This is a genomic window from Streptomyces sp. S3(2020) (genome assembly GCF_013044505.1).
Lineage (GTDB): Bacteria > Actinomycetota > Actinomycetes > Streptomycetales > Streptomycetaceae > Streptomyces.
Genome location: NZ_JABERD010000005.1, coordinates 76,000 through 99,568 on the forward strand (window position 1 = coordinate 76,000; position 23,569 = coordinate 99,568).

General features: G+C 70.1%; 21 protein-coding genes. 13 read left to right on the forward strand and 8 right to left on the reverse strand.

Annotated elements, in window-relative coordinates:
* Positions 1-29 precede the first annotated feature (29 nt).
* The 4 genes from HLK59_RS03395 to HLK59_RS03410 all read left to right on the forward strand — a co-directional run bounded on the left by HLK59_RS03395 (position 30) and on the right by HLK59_RS03410 (position 5,903).
* Positions 30-2,126, forward strand: coding sequence for a hypothetical protein (locus HLK59_RS03395; RefSeq protein WP_206326721.1), 2,097 nt, complete (start codon positions 30-32; stop codon positions 2,124-2,126).
* A 37-nt stretch (positions 2,127-2,163) separates the two neighbouring features.
* Positions 2,164-3,345, forward strand: coding sequence for a glycoside hydrolase family 43 protein (locus tag HLK59_RS03400; RefSeq protein WP_206326722.1), 1,182 nt, complete (start codon positions 2,164-2,166; stop codon positions 3,343-3,345).
* Positions 3,346-3,487: 142 nt separating this feature from the next.
* A complete protein-coding gene (locus HLK59_RS03405) occupies positions 3,488-4,774 on the forward strand; it encodes an MFS transporter (RefSeq protein ID WP_206326723.1) in 1,287 nt (428 codons plus the stop codon).
* A gap of 112 nt (positions 4,775-4,886) precedes the next feature.
* Positions 4,887-5,903 (forward strand): LacI family DNA-binding transcriptional regulator, encoded by a 1,017-nt coding sequence (locus HLK59_RS03410; RefSeq protein ID WP_346779641.1) that lies wholly within the window; start codon positions 4,887-4,889, stop codon positions 5,901-5,903.
* A 57-nt stretch (positions 5,904-5,960) separates the two neighbouring features.
* Here the strand turns inward: HLK59_RS03410 and HLK59_RS52305 are convergent, their stop codons facing one another.
* Positions 5,961-7,880 carry a serine/threonine-protein kinase gene (locus tag HLK59_RS52305; protein ID WP_171139673.1) on the reverse strand — a complete coding sequence of 640 codons (1,920 nt, stop codon included), beginning with the start codon at positions 7,878-7,880 and terminating at the stop codon, positions 5,961-5,963.
* A gap of 286 nt (positions 7,881-8,166) precedes the next feature.
* Between HLK59_RS52305 and HLK59_RS03420 the strand changes: the two genes are divergently transcribed.
* A complete protein-coding gene (locus HLK59_RS03420) occupies positions 8,167-8,373 on the forward strand; it encodes a hypothetical protein (protein ID WP_171139674.1) in 207 nt (68 codons plus the stop codon).
* Between the two features lie 80 nt (positions 8,374-8,453).
* Here the strand turns inward: HLK59_RS03420 and HLK59_RS52310 are convergent, their stop codons facing one another.
* Complete coding sequence (locus HLK59_RS52310; RefSeq protein WP_171139675.1) at positions 8,454-10,583, reverse strand: sensor histidine kinase; 2,130 nt, start codon at positions 10,581-10,583, stop codon at positions 8,454-8,456.
* A 46-nt stretch (positions 10,584-10,629) separates the two neighbouring features.
* Here HLK59_RS52310 and HLK59_RS03430 point away from each other — a divergent pair, with 46 nt between their 5' ends.
* From HLK59_RS03430 to HLK59_RS03445, 4 genes are all read left to right on the forward strand, one after another.
* A complete protein-coding gene (locus HLK59_RS03430; RefSeq protein WP_346779636.1) occupies positions 10,630-11,337 on the forward strand; it encodes a response regulator transcription factor in 708 nt (235 codons plus the stop codon).
* A 308-nt stretch (positions 11,338-11,645) separates the two neighbouring features.
* Entirely contained in the window at positions 11,646-12,866 is a 1,221-nt protein-coding gene (locus HLK59_RS03435) for an acyl-CoA dehydrogenase family protein (protein WP_346779637.1), read from the forward strand.
* 76 nt (positions 12,867-12,942) lie between these two features.
* Positions 12,943-14,088 carry an alcohol dehydrogenase catalytic domain-containing protein gene (locus HLK59_RS03440; RefSeq protein ID WP_171139676.1) on the forward strand — a complete coding sequence of 382 codons (1,146 nt, stop codon included), beginning with the start codon at positions 12,943-12,945 and terminating at the stop codon, positions 14,086-14,088.
* Positions 14,085-14,597, forward strand: a complete 513-nt coding sequence (locus HLK59_RS03445; protein WP_346779638.1) for a flavin reductase family protein — start codon at positions 14,085-14,087, stop codon at positions 14,595-14,597. Before HLK59_RS03440 ends, HLK59_RS03445 begins: the two co-directional genes overlap by 4 nt.
* A gap of 56 nt (positions 14,598-14,653) precedes the next feature.
* Here HLK59_RS03445 and HLK59_RS50775 read toward each other — a convergent pair whose 3' ends face one another.
* From HLK59_RS50775 to HLK59_RS03475, 6 genes are all read right to left on the reverse strand, one after another.
* Complete coding sequence (locus HLK59_RS50775; RefSeq protein ID WP_240982173.1) at positions 14,654-14,890, reverse strand: hypothetical protein; 237 nt, start codon at positions 14,888-14,890, stop codon at positions 14,654-14,656.
* A 154-nt stretch (positions 14,891-15,044) separates the two neighbouring features.
* Positions 15,045-15,878 carry a PIG-L family deacetylase gene (locus HLK59_RS03455; RefSeq protein ID WP_171139678.1) on the reverse strand — a complete coding sequence of 278 codons (834 nt, stop codon included), beginning with the start codon at positions 15,876-15,878 and terminating at the stop codon, positions 15,045-15,047.
* 475 nt (positions 15,879-16,353) lie between these two features.
* Complete coding sequence (locus HLK59_RS03460) at positions 16,354-16,824, reverse strand: DIP1984 family protein (protein WP_171139679.1); 471 nt, start codon at positions 16,822-16,824, stop codon at positions 16,354-16,356.
* A gap of 230 nt (positions 16,825-17,054) precedes the next feature.
* Positions 17,055-17,678: a hypothetical protein gene (locus HLK59_RS03465; RefSeq protein ID WP_171139680.1), complete on the reverse strand. Its 624-nt coding sequence runs from the start codon at positions 17,676-17,678 to the stop codon at positions 17,055-17,057.
* Between the two features lie 270 nt (positions 17,679-17,948).
* Positions 17,949-18,878: an ornithine cyclodeaminase family protein gene (locus HLK59_RS03470; RefSeq protein ID WP_171139681.1), complete on the reverse strand. Its 930-nt coding sequence runs from the start codon at positions 18,876-18,878 to the stop codon at positions 17,949-17,951.
* On the reverse strand, positions 18,875-19,636 hold the full coding sequence (locus tag HLK59_RS03475) for an IclR family transcriptional regulator (protein ID WP_206326725.1): 762 nt from the start codon (positions 19,634-19,636) through the stop codon (positions 18,875-18,877). The genes HLK59_RS03470 and HLK59_RS03475 overlap by 4 nt, the downstream gene beginning before the upstream one ends.
* Positions 19,637-19,769: 133 nt before the next feature.
* Between HLK59_RS03475 and HLK59_RS03480 the strand changes: the two genes are divergently transcribed.
* The 4 genes from HLK59_RS03480 (at position 19,770) to HLK59_RS03495 (ending at position 23,550) form a co-directional block, all read left to right on the forward strand.
* Entirely contained in the window at positions 19,770-21,098 is a 1,329-nt protein-coding gene (locus tag HLK59_RS03480) for an amidohydrolase family protein (protein ID WP_171139682.1), read from the forward strand.
* Positions 21,095-22,162 (forward strand): membrane dipeptidase, encoded by a 1,068-nt coding sequence (locus HLK59_RS03485; protein WP_171139683.1) that lies wholly within the window; start codon positions 21,095-21,097, stop codon positions 22,160-22,162. The genes HLK59_RS03480 and HLK59_RS03485 overlap by 4 nt, the downstream gene beginning before the upstream one ends.
* Positions 22,163-22,416: 254 nt before the next feature.
* The gene (locus tag HLK59_RS03490) at positions 22,417-22,998 is read left to right on the forward strand and encodes a snapalysin family zinc-dependent metalloprotease (protein WP_171139684.1); all 582 of its coding nucleotides are present in this window, start codon (positions 22,417-22,419) and stop codon (positions 22,996-22,998) included.
* Positions 22,999-23,130: 132 nt separating this feature from the next.
* Entirely contained in the window at positions 23,131-23,550 is a 420-nt protein-coding gene (locus HLK59_RS03495) for a VOC family protein (RefSeq protein ID WP_171139685.1), read from the forward strand.
* The last annotated feature ends 19 nt before the right edge of the window (positions 23,551-23,569 follow it).

Genomic DNA, 23,569 nt, shown 5'->3' on the forward strand with positions numbered 1-23,569 from the left:
CAACACCGTCCGACAAGGAAAGCACCCTCGTGATCGACAGGAAATCGCTGGTCCGCCGGCACACCGTCCGCCTGACCGAACCGGACCCCGCCCACGTGCTCACCGTCGGCAACGGCGACTTCGCCTACACGGCTGACATCACCGGCATGCAGTCCTTCCCCGCGCACCACGACCAGAGCGCCGCGATGGCGGAACGCCGTCTCGCCGTGAACACCGCGACCATGAGCACCTGGGGCTGGCACGCCATGCCCAACCCCGAGGGGTACACCCTCCCGGACGCCATGACGGAGCACAACACGGTCCGGGGCACGGTGAGTTACCCGGACAAGTTCGGGATCGCCGCCATGATGGGCGGCGACCTGCCCGAGGAGATGCGCGCCGGAGCCTGGCTCAGCGCCAACCCCCAGCGACTCGACCTGGGCCGCATCGGTCTCCTGCTGCGCCCCTCCCCCGACGCCGCGCCCGAGACCGGCCCCGGAGCCCTGCGGGACACCGAACAGTGCCTGGACCTGTGGACCGGGACGATCAGCAGCCACTTCACCTACGCCGGCCAGGAGGCCCGGGTCACCACCGTCGCCGATCCGGAACGGGCCCGCGTCGCCTTCCGGATCGAGTCCGAGCTGCTCGCCGACGGGCTGGCCGGGGTCGTGCTCCGCTTCCCCTACCCGAGCGACGGCTTCTTCCAGACCAGCGACTGGACCGCGCCGGAACGCCACCGCACCGACCTCGACGAGGTCACCGACACCGGGTGCGTCCTGCGCCGGACCGTCGACGACACCACATACAGCGTCCGGTTGAGCTGGTCGGCAGGTGTCGTAGGACCGACGCGGAACCCGCACGAGTATCTGCTGACCACCGACTCGGACACCCTCGAACTCGTCGCGTCCTTCTCCCCCGAGGGCGAAATTCCCTCCCTCGACGACGACTTCACCTCCCTCGCGCAGGCATCCGCCGCGCATTGGCGTGACTTCTGGACCTCGGGCGCCGCGATCGACTTCACCGGCAGCGCCGATCCGCGAGCGGTCGAGCTGGAGCGACGGGTGGTGCTCTCGCAGTACCTGACGGCGGTGAACTGTTCCGGTGCCCTGCCACCGCAGGAGACCGGCCTGATCACCAACTCCTGGCACGGCAAGCACCACCTGGAGATGCACTGGTGGCACGCGGCCCACTTCGCCACCTGGGGCCGTCCCGAACTCCTCGAACGCAGCCTCGACTGGTACCTGTCGATCCTCCCCGAGGCCCGCGCCACCGCACAGCGCCAGCACTACGACGGGGCACGCTGGCCCAAGCAGACCGGCCCCGACGGCCGCGAAAGCCCCTCCGACATCGGGGTGTTCCTGATCTGGCAGCAACCCCACCCCCTCTACCTCCTCGAACTGCTCCACCGCAGCCGCCCCGAGAGCGAGTTGGTGACACGCTTCGCCGAACTCGTCGAGGACACCGCCGCGTTCATGGTCTCCTTCGTCGAGGAACGCGACGGCACCTACCACCTGCCGGCGCCTCTGCTACCCGCCCAGGAGTTCTACGACGCCACGACCACCGAGGACCCCACCTTCGAACTCGCCTACTGGTGGTGGGGGTTGGAGATCGCCCAGCGCTGGCGCGAGCGCACCGGCCGTGAGCGGGACAAGCAGTGGCAGCGAGTCCAGGACGGGCTGGCCCTGCCCCACCGGCGCGACGGCCTCTACACCGCCATCGCCACCGAGCCCTACCTCAAGCGCGACGACCACCCCGCGCTGCTGTGCGCCCTCGGTTTCGTCCCGAGCACCCCGCTCGTCGACCCCGGCGTCATGACGGCCACCCTCCAGGACGTCCGGGCCGACTGGGAGTGGAACAGCGCCTGGGGCTGGGACTTCCCGGTCATGGCGATGACCGCGACCCGCGTCGGGCGTCCCGACCTCGCGGTGGACGCACTGCTGATGGACACCCCGAAGAACCAGTACCTGCCGACCGGGCACACCCCTCAGATCGGCAGCCTGCTTCCGGTCTACCTCCCCTCCAACGGCGCGCTGCTCGCCGCCGTGTCCCTCATGGCCGGCGGCTGGGACGGGGCGGACGGCGAGTGTCCCGGCTTCCCCGCGGAGGGCTGGACGGTGCGGCACGAGGGTTTCGTCCCGTGGCCGTGAGCCGCTCCTGTCCGCACCCCATGACAAGGAACCACACGTGAACGCAGCACTGACCGGCCGGAGCACCCTGGGCGACTGGCTGGAGGACCCCGCCGGCGGCCCCCTGGTCCGGGAACTCCTCACCCGGCTGGGCCAGGACGTCTCCCGGCTCGGCTCGGCCCGGGTGTTCTCCCTGAACCGGCTCGTCGAACTCAGCGAGGGCAAGATCTCGCAGCCCACGGTGGACAACCTGGTCCGCGCGGTGAACGGCGGCCGGCTCGTCACCGGAGACGAACCGGCCGCGGCCACCAGGACGGATACCCCGGAGCCGGTACGGCACGGCCTGACACTCGACGCGATCCAGATCCGTGACCCGTTCGTCCTGCACGACCGGCCCACCTCCACCTACCACCTCTACGGCAGCACCGACCCCAACATCTGGGACGGGCCCGGGATCGGGTTCAACACCTACCGCAGCACCGACCTGCGGCACTGGGAAGGCCCGTTCGCGGCCTTCCGGCCGCCCGCCGGGTTCTGGAGCGAGGGCTCCTTCTGGGCCCCCGAGGTGCACGCGTACCAAGACCGCTGGTACATGTTCGCCACCTTCACCGCTCCGGACGGCTACCGCGGCACCCAGATCCTCGTGGGCGACACACCCCAGGGCCCGTTCAGCCCGTGGAGCGAGGGAGCCGTCACCCCGCGCAAGTGGCAGTGCCTCGACGGCACCCTGCACATCGACGGGTCGGGCGCGCCCTGGATCGTGTACTGCCACGAGTGGACCCAGATCCACGACGGGGCGATCTTCGCGCAACGCCTCAGCGAGGATCTCCGGTGCGCCACCGGGACGCCCGTCTTCCTCTTCAACGCCTCGGACGCCCCCTGGTCCAAGCCGCTGCCCGGAGTGTCCGTGAAGTTCCCCGCCTACGTCACGGACGGGCCCTTCCCCTTCCGGCTCGCCGGCGGCCACCTGCTCATGCTCTGGTCCAGCTACGGCGAGCAGGGCTACGCGATGGGCGTCGCCCACTCCGTCTCCGGGCGGATCACCGGTCCGTGGACGCAGGAGGAGCACGCCCTGTGGCCCACGGACGGCGGCCACGGAATGATCTTCCGGCTCGCCGACGGGAACCTGGCGCTCACCCTGCACCAGCCCAACAACACCCCCGACGAGCGCGCCGTCGTACGACGCCTCGTGGAACACGACACCACGATCACGATCGAGGACACCCCGACGCCTCGGTGATCTCCCCGTCCCCACGGCCCGCTCGGCCTCCCCCCGTCTCCTTCTCCCCGTCCGTACGCGCGCCCGCGTACGGTCCCCGAAACACGAGGTCTCCATGGCACTGCCCCCTCCCCCGCAACCGCCGACCGACGGACCGCTCCTCATGGACTCCGTCGAGCCCGCCGACACCGAACCCGTGCGTAGCGGCGGTGCGCGGGAGGCGGAGAGCTCGTACGTCTGGCTGATGGTGCTCGCCGTCTTCGGTGTGTTCATGGCCATCGTCACCCCCATGGCGATCTCCCTGGCGATCCGGGTCGATCAACTCGCCCCCGGACACGAGGAGTACCTCGGTTACATCACGGGTGCGGGCGGGCTCACCGCGATCCTGACGGCTCCGCTGTTCGGCATGCTCAGCGACCGCACGCGCAGCCGGCTCGGCCGTCGGCGTCCCCTGCTGATCGCCGGGACGGTCGTGGGGCTCGTCGCCCTGCTGGTGATGGCCCTGGCCGACGGCGTCCTCGTCCTCGCGCTCGGCTGGATGCTGGCGCAGGTCGGCTGGGGCACCATCCTCGCGCTGCTGACGGCCTCCCAGGCCGACCGGCTGCCCGAGGCCCAGCGCGGCAAGGTCGCCGCGCTCACCGGTGTCGTGCAGCAGCTCGCCCCGGTCAGCGGGGCCCTCCTCGCCGGCGCGCTGTCGGGCAGCAGCCTGCTGATGTTCCTCGTGCCCGGGGCGGTCGGCGCCGTGTCCATGTTCTTCTTCGTGCGCTTCGTGCACGAGCCGGACAGCCGCGACATGCCACTGCCTCAGGAACGCCTCGACCTCCGTACTCTGACCGCCTCCTACGTGTTCGACCCGCGTCGAAGCCCCGACTTCGCCTGGAACTGGCTCGGCAAGTTCCTGTTCATGTTCGGGCTCACCCTGACCTCGACGTTCACCGCGTTCTTCCTGGCCTCCCGGATGGGCGTGAGCGTGAAGGAGGTCTCGGGTACCGTCGCCGTCCTCGGCGGCGCCGGGATCGGTGCCACCATGCTCGGCGCGATCGGCGGCGGGTTCCTCTCGGACAAGCTGCGCCGGCGCCGCGTCTTCATCCTGATCGGCGCCTGCGTGTTCGCCACCGGCGCGATCACCATGGCACTGGCCCCCACCCTGCCCGTGATCATCGCCGGAGCCGTCCTCGGCAACCTCGGTCTCGGCCTGTTCGCCACCGTCGACCAGGCCATCATGCTCGACGTCCTCCCCGAGAGGGAGACCAGCGCCGGCCGCTACGCGGGCATCTACGGCTTCTCCACCACGCTCGCCCAGGGAGTGGCGCCGCTGGCCGCCCCGGTGGTCCTTCTGCTCGGCGGCGACGGAAGCGACAAGAACTACACCCTGCTGTACTTCATGGCCGCCACGCTCACGTTCCTCGGCGGCCTCGTGATCGCCACCCGCATCAAGTCGGTCCGCTAGAACCGGCCGGGCGTTCCGCACAGGGGTGACAGACGTGAGCCGGCAACCTCCGCCAGTACACGGTCGTAAGTACCGCGAGCCGGCACGATCCCATGGCTCGGCCCGCCGACGGATCGGTGTCAAGGACGTGGCGCGGGAAGCCGGCGTGTCCCTCGGTACGGTCTCGAACGTCCTCAACCGCCCGGAGATCGTGGCCGACGCCACCCGGACACGGGTCCTGTCGGTGATCGACTCCCTCGGCTATGTACGTGCCGAGGGAGCCCGGCTGCGCGACATGGCTTCCAGCGTGGTCGCCGTCATGGTCCCCGACCTGGCCAATCCCTTCTACGCGGCGCTGGCTTCGGGGGTGGAAGCGGCGGCCCGCGAGGCCGACCTCGGCATCATGGTGTGCTCGGGAGCACGTGATCCGGCGGGGATCGCACGTCACATGGCGCTGCTCTCGTCGCACCAGATCCGCGGCGCCGTACTCGCCTCCGCCGAGGGCATCGGCAGAACCGTCTCCGCCCTCCGCCGCAACGCCGTCCCCTTCGTCATGGCCGACCAGCACGCACCCCAGCCCTCCGCCTCCTCCGTGGGAGTCGACGACGTCGCCGGCGGACACGCGGCCGTGCGCCATCTCATCGAACAGGGCCATCGCGCCCTCGTGTATCTCAGCGGCCCGGATCGCCTCCAGCAGATCCGGGACCGCCGCAGGGGCGCGCTCGACGCCGTCGCCGCAGCCGGTCTCCCACCGACGAGTCTGCGCGAACTGCCCTGCTACGACCTCACCGTCGCCGCGGGCAAGGACGCGGGCCACCGCATCCTCGGTCTGCCCCTGCGACCGACGGCCGTCTTCTGCGCCAACGACCTTCTCGCCCTCGGCGTCATGCAGGCCCTGTACGAGGCGGGCCTGCGAGTGCCCGACGACATCGCGCTCGTCGGCTACGACGACATCGAGTTCGCCGCCTCCGCCGTCGTCCCCCTCACCTCGGTCAGACGCCCCGCCTCACTGATGGGACACCGAGCCGGACAGCTGCTCGTCGCGGACACGGTCCAGGACACCTCACCGCGACACCGGCACCTGGTGCTCAGCCCGGAACTGGTAGTACGCCGCTCCACCACAGGCTCGCCGTCCCGGAGGGACCGGTGACACGCCTGCGCACCCCTGGCCGGCACGCCCTCGGGTACCTGCTCCAACGTTCGGACTTCACATCGCGGCACCGCGCAGCGTGCGGGCCGTGTCCCGCGCATCCGGGCGTCGCGTCGCGTCCTTGTCCAGCAGGGCGGTGATCAGAGCGGTCAAAGCCCCCGCTCGCCGGGGCGGTGACAGCGGGTGTTGGCGGATCGCGTCGAACAGCTCGGGTTGCGTGTCGGCGTGGAACGGCCGGTGCCCTTCGACTGCTTCGTACAGGGTGACGCCCAGTGCCCACAGGTCGCTGGCCAACACCGGCTTGTTGTAAAGCTGTTCGGGTGACATGTAGGCGAAGGTGCCGATGACCTTCCCGGCCGTCGTCACGCCGGGGACGTCCAGGATCCGGGAGATGCCGAAGTCGGTGAGTACCGCCCGGTCGTCGCAGACGAGGATGTTGCCTGGTTTCAGATCGCGGTGGATCACCCCTGCGGCATGCACGTGTGCGAGAGCATCGGCCACCTGTGCGCCGAGGGCGGCCACCTGCTGCCAGGCGAGGGGGCCCTGGTCGCGCATCAGCAGATCCAGGCCGGTGCCGGGGACACACTCCATGACGATCCATGGAATGCCGTGGAAGTGGAAGGCGTCGTGGACGGCGACGATGTTCTGGTGACGCATCCGTGCCGCGGCCTGCGCCTCGTACTCCATCCGCGCGGTCAGCGACGCGCGTTCCGCGAGGGTCGCCTGCCCGAAAAGGATCTCCTTGACCGCGACAGGCCGCTTCAGCCGCTGATCGTGACCGCGCCACACACGGGCCATCCCACCCTGGCCGATCAGCGCGGTGAGCAGATAACGGTCATTGACCAGCAACCCTTCGTGTCCGGCCAGCTGTCGCGTGGTGGGGACGCCAGGCCCCTCGTGCCAGCCGGAGGTTGGCCGGCCTGGCTCACCCGCGGCCGGCTGGCGGGGGGTTCGGGTCCCCTTCCTGCCCGCCTCCCGCTCCTGGTGCCCTTCTGGATGCGGAACCGGTTCCGCCGGGCGAGGGGCGGCCGCTACGGCGGTCGGGCCGTTCAGGCGGTCGTCACTGAGGATCTCCCGCAGCCGTTCACGCCGTCGCTCCCAACTCAGGGCCGCCCCGTCGGCGAGTTCCCTGACCAGCTGCGGCATGCCGGCACCCTCCAGCTGTTCGCCGTACACCAGAAGATGTTCCACCAGCCGGGCCGCCGCCCGGTGCTCGAAGCGGGGGACAGCCGGCGGACGGTCCATGATCCGGACCAGGGGGCCCGCACCGCCCGTGTCCGGCACCCAGCTGGGCACCGCCATCAGCCGTAGGGGATGGGTGTCCACCGCGTCATAGGTGGCATACGTCCACGGTCCGTCCAACCAGGTCCCGAAGATCAGGAACAGCCCGAGGCAGACCAGCGGCACCGCCTCCCGGTCCGGCCAATCGCACGGGGCCTGCTCCTCAAGGAGCAACGACACTCGCTGCGTCGGATCGCGCAACAGCTCCGCCGTGGCCAGGATCAGGGCGTGCCGCACTGTGGGCAGTCGTTCCATCATCTCGGGCAGCCGAGGAAGCGCCAGCCTGTTGATCGCCGCCGGATCGACCACGGGCACATGGCCATGCACCCGCTCGGCCGACTCCTGGGCGCCCCATCCGCCGTACGACAATGCAAGACACGCACGGGTCTTGAGGTCGTGTGAGTGACCGATCAGAACGTGGCTGATCGTACTGGGCCGCCCGCTCCGGTCAGTGGTGGGCCAGCGCTGCATGAGCATGACGTCACCGTCGCGAGACAGCGTGCGCACCACGCTCCTCCCTCCCGCCGCCGAACCTCCCAGCCACAGCAACGGGCCCAATTCCCGGCCCACTTCCTCGGCACGCTCACGGTCGCAGGAGTGGGCGACGGGGCTCATCCCTATGCGCTGGCGGCCTTGGCCGACGTCCCACTTGAAGACGATCTGATGCACCGAGGACCGCTCCCCCACGCCGCTCACCGAAGTCCTCCCCGCTCCTGCCCCTTGGATCCCCCACGGGCCTGCCTCGCTCGCAGGAGCCACCCGTCATTGTGGCTGCCTGGGCACGGCTTTGCCGGTGGGATCTGCCCCTTTCGAACATAACGAGGGAGGAAGAGCGCGGTGCCGTCGAGCGGAGTCGGGACACGAGTAGGCCATGAGGCTCATGCGCCTGGGTGAGGTGAGGTGAAACGTTTCTTCTCGAAGCGGAGCGACCGACCGCTTCCGTGTCGGGGCCAGAAGGGTCCCCCAGGGAGAGGAGCCACCCATGAAGAGCAAGATCATCGCGTCGGCGACCGTCTGCGCCACGATCGCCGCGGCGCTCCTGGCCAAACCGTGGGACAAGCGCCGCTCCCTTCAGGCAAGCGGTCCGGCACCTGCGACCGAGGAGAAGGACTGCCCCGGCTGCGGTCACCCGGGTACCGCGACGAAGCACTGCACCGGCTGCCTTCACCCGGGCACGAGCACGACCTGATCTCGTGTGTGCGCCCGCTGCCGCGAGGAAGCGGCAGCGGGCGCACACACGCACGGTCACCGAACGCGACGTCAGGCCCGTCACGCTTCCGCACGGCCGCCGACGGGGGCTTCCGACGAGGAGCCCTGGGGAGTGTCTGCTCCACCATCCAGGGCACCGGCCCCGTTCGGATGGCTCGTCCTGATCGATCGGGGCAGAACGGCACGTACCCGGGTACCGGGTGAGACGCGTTCGATCGTGCAGTGTCCGCCGATCTCAGCTGCCCGCTCCGTCATGGAACGCAGCCCCACTCCCCGGGACTCCGCGGCGAAGTCGCAGCCGATCCCGTCGTCCTGGACAGTGAGCGTGAGCCGGTCCGCGTCGATGCTTACCCGCACCTGTGCGTGTTCGGCCCGGGCGTGGCGCAATGCGTTGTTCAGCGCTTCGGCGGCGATGCGGTAGGTCGCGACCTCGACGGCCGCCGGAAGGGGAGGCAGGGTCGAGGGGACGAGGTCCACGTCGATCCGAGTCCGGGCGCCGTCGAATGCGCAGACCAACTGCCGCAGGGCGCCGGTGAGGCCCAGTTCACCAAGGGGCGCGGGACCCAGCCGTTCGGTGATCCGCCGCACTTCCCGGATCGCCATGCCTAGATCGTCGGAGACCACACGCAACGCGTCTCGCACCGGGTCGTCGGCGCTCAGGTGCGTGGTGGCGTTCTGGACGCGCAGCCGAAGTCCTGCCAGGGTCGGCCCGAGGCCGTCGTGGATGTCGCGGCGCAGATGGCGCCGCTCCTCCTCGCGTCCGGTGACGATCTGTTCCCGGCTGCTCCGAAGCTCCTCCTGTAGGCGCAGCGACGCCAGGGCCGGTGCGGCTTGGTTGGCCAGGGACGAGAGGATGCCGGTGTCCAGGGCGTCGAGCGCGGCCTCCCCCTCGCGCGGGCTGACGGACAGGCGACCGATCAGGGCACCGTGGTGCCGCAGGTCGAAGTGCTGCTGGTCGGCGCCCAATTCGCCGACCCTGGCGACCGGACGTGGACCGGCATGGGTGTGCACGACGAGAGCCGCACCCGGCAGCCGCAGGCTCTCCACCACCGTGGTGCACAGGGTGTCCGGGATCTCATCGGGGCTGACGGCACGGCTGATGCCTTCGGCGAGGGCGTGCAGTACCTGATAGGGGTGTGCCCGGTCCCCGTAGAAGAGTCGGTCCACAAGCCCCGTGGCCCACTCCATGGTGCGCCGCAGTCCGGCGCCCAGCAGGAAGGCCAGCGCCACCAGGACCAGGGCGTCCCCGATCTCGCCGAGGGCCACGCCGGAGGCCAGAACGGCGGCGGCCGCGACATAGCCGACGGTGAGAATCGTCGTCACCATCAGTCCGGCGAGCATCCGGCGTGCCGAGCGGCTGATCCGCCACGTACCGGTCCGCACGACGAAGTAGACGAACGTCGCCGCCCAGAGAACCGAACCGGTGACGAAGAGACCGAAGGCCAGCCAATGGTGGTGTGCGGTCAGGTAGCCGTAAGCCGACTGCGTAACGGCCCACAGGAGGTAGCCCGACAGCATCAGAAGGATCGGACGCCGCTGCCCCGCGTCCCCGGCGCGGAGCCGTACCAGGAGCACAGCGGCACCCACACCGATGAAGACGTAGTGACTCGGTTCTTGAGCAAGTTCCAGGTGACCGTTGAGCAACGCGCTGGTCTCGCCCCACCAGCCGGTGGACAGCGGGTTGGGCGCACCGTACCGCTCGCTGATCGCCGCGTACGAAAACACTTGTGGCAGCATCCACAGCGCGATCCCGGTCGCGTAGAGCCGCCACCACCGGCTGGTCAGTCGCCCTTGGGGGAACCACAGAGGCAGCGTGTACCAGAGCGTGACCGCGACCAGGTTTCCCAGCACCTCCAGGAGGATCACCAGGACGCGTGCCGGGGAGCCGGGCTGTTCGATCCACATGGGCGCGGCCGCTACGGTCGGCAGCAGCACGGAGATTCCATAGGCCAGCAGCACCCATCCGGCCGGACTGCCGGGGCGATGGGCATGCAGGAGGACTCCTCCGCCGACCGCCACCAGGCTGTAGGGCAGGACGGACAGCCCCTCCGCGCTGATCGCCGCCCCGGGGGTGCCCCAGTGGGCAAGCAGGTAACAGACCCACAACCCGCTGAGCACGACCGTTGCCGCAGCGCACAGCGTCGCGGCGGCCAGCTGTCGTTCCCCGGCCGTCCGGCGGACACCTGTCACCGTATGCGCACTCCATGGAGTCATCTCATCACCTATAGTAATCAACGTGGCTGAGGAGACCTTCCCAAGGACCGATGCGGACATGGTGAACGTCCTGCTGGTCGACGATCACCCGATGTTCCTCGAGGGACTGCGCGGAGTCTTCCTCCCCCAGGACGGCTTCCGTGTCGTCGGTGTGGCGACGTCCGCCGAAGAGGCGATCGCGCTGAGCGTCAGTACGTCCCCGCGGGTGGTGGTCCTCGATCTGGCACTGCCCGACGCCTCCGGTATCGAGGTCACCCGCCGGCTGCTCGACGACCGCCCGGACGTCAAGGTGCTGGTGCTGAGCATGTCGGACGACGATGACAACGTCCTCGCGGCCATGCGGGCCGGCGCCCACGGATATCTGGTCAAGGGCGCGGACCGGGAGGAGATCCTGACCGCGATGCGCACCGTCGCACGCGGCGGGGCCGTCTTCAGCCCGCTGGTGGCCGGACGGCTGCGCACGTTCTTCGACTCGCTGGCCGCCGCGCCGGGCCGCAGTGCCTTCCCGGAGCTCACCCCGCGAGAGCTGGAGATCCTCGACCTGCTCGCCGGCGGACTCAACTACCGCCAGATCGCTCGCCACTTGACCATTTCGGACAAGACGGTCCGCAACCACATCACCAATATCTTCACCAAGCTTCAGGTCAACGACCGCGCCCAGGCGATCGTCCGTGCCCGCAACGCGGGACTGGGCGCGGCCGCTCTCCCGCCCCCGGGCGTCCAGGGCTGACCGGATTCCGAGCAGTACTGCCACGGCGACCTCCTCACGGAAACGTCTCCGTAGGCCAGCCTCCTGGGCCCGCACGCCCAGTCTCATGAGGCGCACAGCCCCTTTGTGTCCCGAGGCGAGGTCCCAGGTGTGCGGCGTGTCTGCCCCGCACTCGTCCCGCCCGCAGCAGGGACGGGGAGAGGGGCGCCGGCTCAGGTGCCCGGGACAACGGGCCCCGCACGGTTGTGTCATGCCCCGCCGCTCCGAGCGCACAGCGCACACAGCGGCGAACGGCAGTCCGTACACCGCCGTGCGAAGGAGGTATCACCGTGACCGCGTATACAGCCCGTATCGGACGCGTTCCCGCTTCCACCCAACGCCCGTCACTGCTGGCCACGACACCGGTTCCCGCCAGGGCCGAGGAATGGCTCGACCGGATCGACGCCGTCGCGCCACTGATCCGGGAGCACCGGGACCAGGCCGAACGGGACCGCGTCACACCCGAGCCCGTCGTCAAGGCACTGTGCGAGGCCGGCGTCCACCGCATGTGGGTCAGCCGTGATTTCCGAGGTGGGCAGGTGAGTCTGGCCACTGGCTCCGCGGTACTCCAGTACCTGGCACGGCTGGACGCCTCGGTCGCCTGGCAGATGGGAGTGCAGGGCGCGATCGGACGGCTGTCCGACTACCTCCCCGAACCGGCGGCCCGCGCGGTCTTCACGGACCACGACGGACTGGTTGTGGGCAATGTCCATCCGACGGGTCGGGCCCGCCGGGTCCCAGGCGGCTATCGGCTCACCGGCACCTGGGCGTTCGCCAGCGGTTCCGCGCACGCGCACTGGCTTGTCTGCTCGGCCACGGTCGAGGACGGGGACGAGGAGGCAGACACGGACCGGGACGAGGCCAAGGCCGCGACCCGACTGCTGTTCGTCCCCCGCGCGACGGCCAGGCTCCTCGACACGTGGCACTCCGTCGGCCTGCGCGGCACCGGAAGCACTCACTTCGAGGTCGAAGACGCCTTCGTCCCGAACGAGTTCACCGTGGACGGAGCCGCACTGCTCCGTCCACCCCCGCGCCGTGCCTCGCGGGCGTACGACATCGGCTACTACGACTTCGGCCCGTTCACGTCCGCATCCACCGCCCTGGGAATCGCCCAGGACTCCGTGGAGACGTTCCGCCGGCTGCTGTCCAAGGCGGGCGGCACCGTTGGCACCGTCGTACAGGCGGGCTTCGCACGGGCCGAGATGCGGGTACGCCGGGCCGGACTCCTGCTCGCGGACACGGCCAGGCGGGCATCGGTACACGGCCAGGACGGCGGCGAACCGCTCAGCGCGCTCGTCAAGCTGACCGCGGCAACCGTCGCCGAGGACACCGCCGCGGCGGTCGACGCCGTCTACGGCCTGGCCGGCTCACGTGCCGTGTACACGAGCGGCCGGCTCGAACGCTGCTTCCGCGACATCCATACGGCGGTCAAGCACATCACCTTGTCGCCGACGCACTTCGAGACCGTCGGCCGGTATCTGCTCGCGGACGGCCCGGCGCTGCACCGCTGAGGCTTCCCGACCGCCGTAAGCCCAAGTGAAGAGAACAAGCAAGAGCTCAAGGAAGAGAACCAGGAGAGGCACCGCCATGCCTGACAACAGCACCCGGACCATGAAAGCCCTGCAACTGCTCGCTCCCCGCCAGACGGTCCTCGCGGAGGTTCCCGTCCCCAGGACCCCCTCCGACGGCCTTCTGCTGAAGACGAGGTGTGTGTCCATCTGCTCCACCGACATCTCGTTCTACGAAGGCCACCTCTACCCGTCGGAGTACCCCGTCATCCTGGGCCACGAGTACCTCGGAGAAGTCGTGGACATCGGGCCGCGGTTCACCGGTTCCGTGGACATCGCGGTCGGTGACAGGATCGTCTACTGGGGCCAGACCGACTTCGGCGGGTTCGCCCAGTACCGTTCGGTGCGGCCCGTGTTCTCGGGGGAGGCCAAGGAGGACCACTTCTGGGCGGATCGGAACTTCTTCGACGACCGCCGGGCGGCCGCCGTGAAGGTCCCGGACTCGCTCGGAGACCTGGAGGCGTCGTTCATCGAGCCCACCACGGGCGCGCTGCGGTCCCTGCTGACGCATCCGCCCAAGGTCGGTGACAAGGTGCTGATCCTCGGCACCGGCCCGATCGGCATCATCGCCGGAAGCGTCATCAAGCGCCTGTTCGCGCCCCACAGCGTGGTGTCGGTGGACGCCAACCCCCAGCGCAACGCGCACGCCGAGGAACACTTCGCCGAGCGGGCCCACCTCCCCGATGAACTGGACAGGGACGTTCCGGAGAACACCTTCGACTACGTCTTCGACGCACTGCCCACGGTGAAGGTGACCGACCGCGAGAAGGACCCGCGTCGGCTCGCGATGCGCAAGCTGAAGCCCCGAGGCCAGTACGTCCTGTACGGCGCCTCGCAGGAGATGCAGCAGTTCGACACCTGGCTGATGCTCGCCAAAGGCCTCAACATCAGCTCGGCGCCGTTCGACGTGACCAGTTTCCCGATGCACAGGACGGCCAACGTGATCGTCGCGGCGGCCCACATGCTGTCGGCGGGCATCGTGGATGCCAAGGGACTGCTGTCCACCGTGTGCCCGTTCGACGACTACGGCCGGCTGGTGGACGTCCTGGCGAACTACCGGACGACGACGGACCTCAAGACCATCGTCGACTTCCGCACACCCGCACCGCCCCAGCGCGAACCGGATGTCAGGGGAGCAGACGTCCTGCAAGGGAGCTCACGGTGACCACCACCACGAGCACTCTCGACCGCCAGGCGTTCACGGGCACGATGGCCCGCGTCCCCGCCCCCGTGACGGTCACCACGACCGTCGACGGGACGGGGCGGCAATGGGGCTTCACCGCGAGCGCGTTCACCTCGCTGTCCCTGGAACCGCCGCTGATCCTGGTCTGCGTCGACAGAGCCGCGAGTGTGCACTGCGCCTTCGCGTCGGCCGAGCACTTCCTCGTCAACGTCCTGGCCAAACACCAGGCCGATGTGGCGGCCCGCTTCGCCGCCCGGGGAGCGGATCGCTTCACCGCGGGCGACACGGAGCCCTGCGAACTGGGGCTGCCGGGCCTGCCCGACGCCGCCCTACGAGTGGCCTGCCGGGTCCACGAGGTCCTCGACGGCGGCGACCACAGCATCCTCGTCGGCCATGTCGAAGCTACGTACACCAGTGCCCGAACGCCCCTGCTGTACTGCGACCGCACCTTCGACTACCCGGCACGCCTCGATCGAGTCGAGCACGGCTAGACAGCCTCACCAGGGCCCTCACCTCCGACGGATACCGCAACCGAGGTCGGCGAGGTTCAGCGATCGGCCGCCCAGCACGCGTCCGCAGGCCAGGAACCCGTGCTGATGAGGTGCGTGACGAGTCTGAACGCCTCGCCGACGGGGACGGTGTCTTCGTCCGGGTACTCGTCGTGCTGACCGTTGGAGAGGATGAACCCGGCGCTCGATCCCGCGGCTCTAGGGTCCACGGCATGCTCGCCGGGATCGTCCTCTCCGTCGAGCAGCACCACCATCGCCCGCTCGGTGTTCGTCACGAAAGCCAGTCGACGTCCGGACGAACTGGTGAACCATGTCTCGAGCCGCCCGCTGTCGATCCTCGCGCGAAGGGCCTCCGGCACCCTCTCGAACGGGACGGGGACGGGGCTGTCGTCATCGATCACCCAGGATTCGATCATGAGGAAGGGCAGTTCAGCGCAGTCCGGCGAAGAGGTCGTTCTCGGGTACGGCCGCGCCGGTGGTGTCCTGGACACGTACGAAGGTCTCCGTGCCCATCAGCTCACCGAACCTCTCCTTGCCCATCTTGAGGAAGAAGATGTTCTCGCCCTGGCTGGCGTGCGCGGCCAACGAGTCGAACTTCTGGCCGCTGAACTCGAGGGTGTCCACCCAGGTGGTGATCTCGTCGTCGGGGAGGCCGATCTCGGCCAGCGCGGCGGCCTCGGCCGGATCCGGCTCCGGCATGTCCGGATGGAACTCGCGCATGAGCTCCCCGAACCGCCGCATCCCCGAACGGGGCATCGTGGTCCAGTACACCTTCGGCGTCAGCTCGGTCATCTCCAGCGCCGCCATGGTGATGCGGTGGGCCTGGATGTGATCGGGATGCCCGTAGAAGCCGTTCTCGTCGTAGGTGACGACCACGTCAGGCCGGTAGTGCCGCATGAGTTCCGCGAGTCGGGCCGCGCCTTCCTCCACGGGGGTCTGCCAGAAGGATCCGGGCGCGTCGTTGCTCGGCCAGCCCATCATCCCGGAGTCGGCATAGTCCAGCGTCTCCAGATCGCTGACCTTCAGGACGCCACAGCTCGCCTCGAGTTCTCGACGGCGGAGCAAGGCGACCGCCGCCGGATCGTGCCCGGGATCGCCCGGCTTGACACCCCCCGGTCCGTCACCGCAGCCGCCGTCGGTACACGTCACCAGAACGGTGCGGATGCCTTCCGCCGCATAGCGCGCGAGGACCCCTCCGGTTCCGGTGGCCTCGTCATCGGGGTGGGCGTGCACTGCCATGAGCGTCAAGGGCCGGTCAGTCATGAAAAGTCCTCCTGCGAAAATACATCGTGCTCCACGTAACGCGGCGGGGCGGGCGTACCGCTGATGAACCCCGGATCCTGGTGCGGCGGACGACCCTCAGGTCTCCGTGTCTCCCGCCTCCACGGCGCCGGCCCCTCAGTCGGTGCAACCGTGCCGACGGGACAGGCTGTTCCCGGCGCGGCCACTCGGATTCCGGATGCCGGCGTTTGAACGCGAACGAGATCGCGATCTCCATGGTGCCGTGATGTGGAATGCCCCGAACCCGCCCTCGCCGCCTCGGATCTGCACGTGGTGATGTGCTGTGCGATGTGCACTGTCACCTGTACGCGGTGCTGAGCTGCACTGTTCATCGGGGAGTCGAACCCCCGCGTTGCTCTTCACGCGCCAGGAGTGGGCTGGAAAACCGCCGGCCCTCGGTGTGTACACGCCTCCGAGGCTGCTACCTGCTCCACACCATCCCAGTTTGCCGGACTGCTCAGTCCAGCAGATCGGCCTCCCAGTTCGTGCGCTGGATCCGCACATCGACCTCGCGGATCTCCCGGGCGACGGCATCCGCCTCACCGCGCAGTCGGGCGACCGGAAGCGCGGAGAGCATCATCAGCTCGGACCGGAGCTGACGGCCGTATCCCCGCTCGCCCTGACCCGCCGCCGCGTCCGCCGCCGCGGTGAGCACGGAGTGACGCAACCGCAGGACGTCCCGGCGTGCGAGAGCGTCGGTGAGCGTGCCGTCCGGACCCATCTCCACGGTGGCGTTGGTCCGGTTGATCCGCCGGATCAACGTCTCCAGAGCGTCCAGCACCTCACCGGCCTCAGCCAGCAGCACAGCCGCGTCCTCGGCGGGCGTCTCGCCTTCCTGGTAGCGCGCACTGCCGACGACACGCGCCCGCAGCTGCTCTACACGGCGCGTCGCCTCCGCACGTTCCGCCAGCGCCTCAGCAAGCTTCACTGTCCCCACCTCCCCCTCTATGAACCCGCACGAGTATACGAGCGCGAACCGGCTCATCCGCACCTGGATTTCGCTCCGCCACCGCGCTCACCAGCCACTAGAGAGAGTGGGCGGCCAAGGACGACGATCTGTACGAACTCGCCCGGTCGGTCCACCACGGCGAGGGGCCGCCCTTCCGCCCCTCCCCTGGCGAAATGGGCGGCCCCGGCTCTTTGCGGTGGCCGTGCCGGTCAGTACAGCTTGTTGACGGCGGTGGTCGTGGTCTTCTTGAAGGCGGACACGGGCGCGCTCTTGAAGTCGCCCATCTGTCCCCACTGCACGACGGTGACGGTCCTGCCGTCCCGCCCGACCGACAGCAGGGAGATGTCGTTGGCACCCCAGGACGTCTCGGTGTGCACACCCCGGACGCGCGCGCCTTCCTCGACCGCCAGCTTGCCGTAGTCCCGGCCCTCGGCCTCGACATCGGGCGAGGCCGCCTCGGCACGCTCGGCGCAGGTACGGATCAGGTCGTCGTAGTGCTTCGCGAGCGCCTTGGCCTGACCGGCCGTGCCCGTCACCACGGTCAACTGCACGGCAGTGGCGTCCAGGTCGGTCCGGAACGTGCGGTGCCGGTAGTCGTAGTCGAGCACACCTTCCGTGCTCACACAGAAACCGAGCTCCTCCGGGAACCCTTCCGTGACCGGCCCGGCCGTCCAGGACGACGACGGGTGCGGCGGCAGCTGGGACGCCGACAGGAACTTCGGCACGGCCGCCTTCGGCACGGCGCCGGCAACCGGAGCGGTCAGGACCGTGCCCGCCCCGAGGGCGGCGACGGCAAGTGCGGTGAGAGCGCTCATTCGGATGCGCATGGACATGGGTGTTCCCCCGTGGACGAGTACGTGGACATGGATGCCGCGGCGAGGCCGGCTGGTCAGGCGGACCTCGTCGGTGCGACACCAAGAGCATCAGCGGTCACAGCCACCGGATGCAACCACCCACGGCCGATCGGACACGATGGAACCATCCCAGCCCACCTGACCTGCACGTATATGCGGTGCCTGGGATGCCGTCCGGGTCGGGTGAGGGCGTACGAAGACGAGGAGAACCCTTGGCAGCACTGCTTCCTCTGCCCCGGCGGGCTGGGTTTACCGCCCGGCCCGCCCCGTCACCGTCGTGTGCACCACATGCGCGGCGGCCACATCGAGGACCGCGTGCCCGGTGGACTTGAAGACGGTCAGCGCCTCGGGCGAGCGCCGCCCCGGGGCCTCACCGGACAGGACCGAGCCGAGGAGGGTGACCCGGCGTTCGGCCGGCAGATCCTGCAACTCGTGGGCGCCGGAGGGCGGCGGGGTCGTGGCGGCGCCGGCCCACTCGGTGAAGAGGTCGGCGTCCCGGACGGTCTCGGCGTCGAGTTCGGGACCGTGGGAGCCGCCGACGGAACTCACGTGGGTGCCCGGAGCCAGCCAGGCGCGACGCACGACGGGACGGGTGGCGCCGGTGCAGCAGTACACCGTCGCGGCCTGGCGTACGGCGTCCTCGATGTCCGGCGTCGCCCGTCCCTCGGGGTGCGGTGCCGCGGTCGCTCGGGCCGCCTCCGGGTCGCGGCCCGCGACGGTGACGGGAACGTCGGGCCGGAGCACGGCGAGCAGGGAGACCTGCGCGCGGGCCTGGGCGCCGGTGCCGACCACCACGACCGGGCCGGGCCCGGCGAGGGCCAGGGCGCTGTGTGTGGCGGACGCTGCGGTGCGCCAGGCCGTGATCGGCTCGGCGTCCAGGACCGCCAGCGGCCTGCCGTCCTCGGGGTCGAACAGGACGACCACACCCTGGTGGCTGCTGCGGCCAGGATGTTCGGGGTCGCGGAAGACCGACACGAGTTTCGCCGCGAGGCCGAGGCCGGGGACGTATCCGGGCATGGCGCCGAGGAGCCCGTCGGGGGTGAAGGCGGCGGTCCGCGCCGGAGCGGACGCCCGGTCCTGGGCCACGGCGACGAGGGCCTCGCAGACGGCGGTCATCAGCCGGTTCGGGTCGAGGGCGGCGAGGGTGGCGGCCCGGTCGAGGACGAGGATGTCGCTCACGCCGGGACCTCCTGGTGTGAACCGGAGAGCAGGCCCGCCAGCGTGTCGGCCGCGGAGGCGAGGGCGGCGCGGAGCCGTTCGAGCCGTTCGTCGTCGATCTCCGCCGACGGTCCGACGACGGTGAGCGCGCACACGGGCACTCCCTCGGCGGGTACGACGGCCCGGCTGACCGAGGCGACGAGTCGGTCGTTGCGTCCGTCCTCGGCCGCGAAGCCGTCCGCTTCGGCACGTGCGAGATCGGCGAGCAGTCCCGTGTCCCCGTCGAGGGGATGCCCCGCGTCCGAGGCCACGTCGAGGTACGGGGTGCGAGCGTCCTGCGGCAGAGCGGCCACCAGGGCGAGCGGTCCGGCGAATCGGTGCACGGGCAGCGTTTCGTCGAGCAGGGTGCTGATCATCGCCAGCCGGTCGGGCCGTACGACGTCCACCACCCGGGAGCCGGTGCGCTCCAGCACCTGGAGGTTGGCCATCAGACCGGTGTGCGCGGACAGGTCCTCCAGCACCGGACGGGCCAGCGTGGTCAGCGAGTTGTGCGCCGCGCGGGCCGACAGGAGCAGTACGGCCGTACCGGGCAGATAGCGGTCGTCCGCGCGCAGCACCCAGCCACGGCGTACCAGGTCCACCAGGATCCGGTAGGCGGTGGCGCGGTGCAGTCCGACCGTCTCGGCGAGATCGGTCAGCCGGGGCGGGCGAGGAGCGCGGGCAACCGCCTCGACCAGGTCGAGCGCTTTGTCCACGGCCGTGCGCTGCGTTTGCGGCATCGAATCCCTTCCGGAACGTCGGGCGAGAACGGTCCGGTGGGGCGTGTGCACCTCCGGGATCCGGATGTAGGGTACCGGGTGTTTCGGCCAGCGAGAGAGATGTTACGTACTGCGTAACAAAGGAGCGGTGTTCATGACGGGCGACAGTGCAGGGGCGGCCACGCCGTACGCGCCGCCGGAGCGGGGCACCGGCCCGACGGTGGTCTACCGGGGCGTCACCCTGTTCGACGGGACGGGCAGCCCGCCCCGCACCGGGATGTCGATCGTGGTGGACGGTCCGCTGATCCGGGCGGTCGTGCCCGACGCGGAGGCCGACGCCCTCGCCGAGGGTGCCGAAGTCGTCGACCTCAACGGGCAGTTCGTCACTCCCGGGCTCTTCGACGCCCATCAGCACCTCGCCACCCCGCCCGACCGCCCCACCGCCGAGGCTGTGCTGGACCGGCTGGTGCACAGCGGTGTCACCGGCATCCGGGACATGGCCGACGACCTCCGCCAGATCGGCGACCTCGCCCGGGCCACCCGCGTCGGCGAGATCGCCGGTCCCGACATCCACTACGCGGCGCTGATGGCGGGCCCCGGCTTCTTCGACGACCCCCGCACCCATCAGGTCAGTCAGGGCGCGGTGCCCGGCGAGGTCCCCTGGATGCAGGCCGTGACCGAGGCCACCGACCTGCCTCTCGCGGTGGCGCTCGCCCGTGGGACGTACGCGTCCGCCATCAAGGTGTACGCCGACCTCGACGCGGGGCTCGTCGCGGCGATCACCGCCGAGGCACACCGGCAGGGCATCCCCGTCTGGGCGCACGCCGCCGTCTTCCCCGCCGCGCCGGGCGAGGTCGTCGAGGCGGGCGTGGACGCCGTCTCGCATGTGACCCTCCTCGCCCACGAGGCGGCGACGCAGCCGCTGACCTCGTACAAGGACAAGCCGCCCGTCGACCACTCCGCCCTCGTCACCGGGGAGGACCAGCGGCTGGAGAAGCTCTTCGCGCGGATGCGGGAGCAGGGCGTCGTCCTGGACGCGACCGCCGGGCTGTACGCCTCCCGCGAGTTCGCGAGCGACGACCCCGAGGTCAACGAACGGGCCGCCCGCAACAACGAGTTGGCGATCGCCCTCACCGCGCAGGCGCACCGGGCCGGAGTCGAGATCGCCACCGGCACCGACTACGAGACCCCGCCCGAGGAGCCCTTCCCCGCCCTCTACGAGGAACTCGCCTTCCTGGTACGGCGGTGCGGCATCCCGGAGCGTGACGTCCTTCGGTCCGCGACCCTGATCGGTGCCCGCAGCGCCGGAGTCGACGACCTGACCGGCAGCGTCCAGGCAGGCAAGCTCGCCGACCTCGCGGTCTTCGCGCGCGACCCGCTGGCCGACATCGACCACCTGCGCACCATCACCCTGACCGTCAAGCGGGGCCGTCGCTTCTCGCGTTCCGCCTACGCCGAAGCCCTCCCCCAGGAGAAGCGATGACCACCCCACCGATGATCATCAACGCGCTGGGGCAGCTCGACAACCCCAACGACCCTCGGTCGCAGGCGGCGGCAAGCGAACTCAACGCGAGCAGCGAACAGTTCACCGTCGACGCCCGCACGCTCACCGAGGCACGGGCCTCCGGCCTGACCGCCGTCAACATCACCCTGGGCTACGTCATGGGCGACCTCCCGCCCTACGAGCACACCCTGCACGAGATCGACGTCTGGGACGGCATCACCGCCCGGCACCCCGACGAGCTGCTCAAGGTCACCTCCGTCGCCGACATCGAGTCCGCGGCACGGGACGGCCGTATCGGCGTGATCTACGGCTTCCAGAACGCCGAGGCCGTCGGCGACGACGTCGGCCGGGTCGCCGTCTTCGCCGAACGCGGCGTGCGGGTGGTGCAGTTGACGTACAACCAGGCCAACCACCTCGGCGGCGGTTCGATGGCGCCCGCCGACACCGCGCTGACCGGCTTCGGGCGTGAGGTGGTCGACGCCCTCAACGACCGGCACCTCATGGTCGATCTCTCGCACAGCGGTGAACGCACCTGCCTGGAGGCGGCGCGCCACTCCTCCGTGCCCGTCTCGATCAACCACACCGGATGCCGGGCGCTCACCGACCTGCCGCGCAACAAGACCGACGAGGAGCTGAGGCTGGTCGCCTCCCGGGGCGGGTTCGTCGGCATCTACTTCATGCCGTTCCTGAGCCCCACCGGCCACGCGCGTGCCACCGACGTCGTAGAGCACATCGTGCACGCCGTGAACGTCTGCGGGGAGGACCACGTCGGCATCGGCACGGACGGACCGGTCACCGCCATCGACGACCTCGGAGCCTACCGGGCCCACCTGGCCGAGCACGTCGCCCGGCGGCAGCGGGCCGGGGTCTCCGCCGCGGGGGAACGCGCGGACACCTACCCGTTCGTGGTCGACCTGCGGGGCGTGGACCAGTTCCGGGAACTGATCCGCCTGCTCGAACAGCGCGGATTCTCCACCGAGCGGATCGAGAAGATCATGGGCCGGAACTTCGTCGACTACGCGCGACGCGTCTGGGCCGAGTAGCGGGCCGAAGTGGGGCCTGCCGACATGGTGTTGCGCAGGGCGGGCGATCCGGACGTCACACCGACCCAGGCAAGGACAATGGCGGAAAAAAGAGATGGCAGGTACATGACCTAAGAGGTCTCCGGGGCATAGCATCGCAAGGCCCCGGAGGGGCGGTCGACGGTGCGTCCGGCCCCACCGGTCAACCCGTGCCGCTCCTTCGCGTACCCGGCCCCGCCGGGGCCGGAAATCCCCCCACGGATGAAGGAGCAGCAATGCCCCTCGGCACATGGCTCAAGGCAGGCACCTCCGCCGCGGCGTTCGTCCTCGCCACGGCGGGCGCGGCGACCGCCTCCCCCTCCCTGGCGAGTGAACCGTCCACCGCTCAGGCGGCCGTGGTGACCCTGCACTACGACGACAGCCGCGCCGGAGGCTGGGAAGCCGCGATCGCGGCCGGGGTCGCCACCTGGAACGCGAACGTGAGCAACGTACAACTGGTGGAAGCCGCACCCGGCACCACGACCGAGATCGTGATCGTCGCCACGACGGGCTGGCCGCAGGCCACGCTCGGACCCGTTCGGCCGGGCCGTCAGGTCCGCGTCGAGCTCGGCAGCCAAGCCGTGAGCCAGGGCTACAACAAGACCCGGATCGCCGCCCACGAGCTGGGACACAGCCTCGGCCTGCCGGACACGAAGCCCGGCCCCTGCTCACAGCTCATGTCGGGGTCGAGCGCCGGCACGGCCTGCACCAACGCCGTGCCCAACGCGACCGAACGGTCCCGCGTGCAGTCCGCCTACGCGAGTGCCGTCGCCGCGCTCGCGCCCATGGACGGACGGACCCTCGTCGACGCGCCTTGAGCCCGTTGCCATGAAGCGACCGCGCCCCGGGGATCTCGAACACGTCCCCGGGGGTGTGGCATCAGAGAGCGTGCGCGGTAGGCCCGTTCACCGCCCCACTCCCCTTCAGGGCCCCACTACAGTGGGCCAACCATGCCCGGACTCCTCGGAATCAACCACCTGACACTGTCCACGACCGACCTCGACCGGCTCGTGTCGTACTACACGCAGCTGCTCGGCGCGGCACTCGCCTTCGAACGCGCCGTCACCTCTTCCGATCCACGCATCGCGGTCCTCGATGTGGGCTCGGACGACCACCTCATGATCGTCGAGACCGCCACCGCTCCCGCGCCCGGGCTCGACCCCCTCGGGAAGGCGGGGTGGGGGCTGCGCGTGGGTTCGCACGCGGAGCTGTGTGAGGTCCGCGCACGCATTCTGGCCACCGGGTGGCCGGTCGGGCCGATCGAGACGCTGCCCACCCAGTGGACGATGACGGCCCACGATCCGGACACGCGCCCCGTGGACATCCGGGCCCACCGCCCGCGCACCCCGTCACCGCAGCCCGCCGCCTGACCTGGGCCCCAGGCCCCAG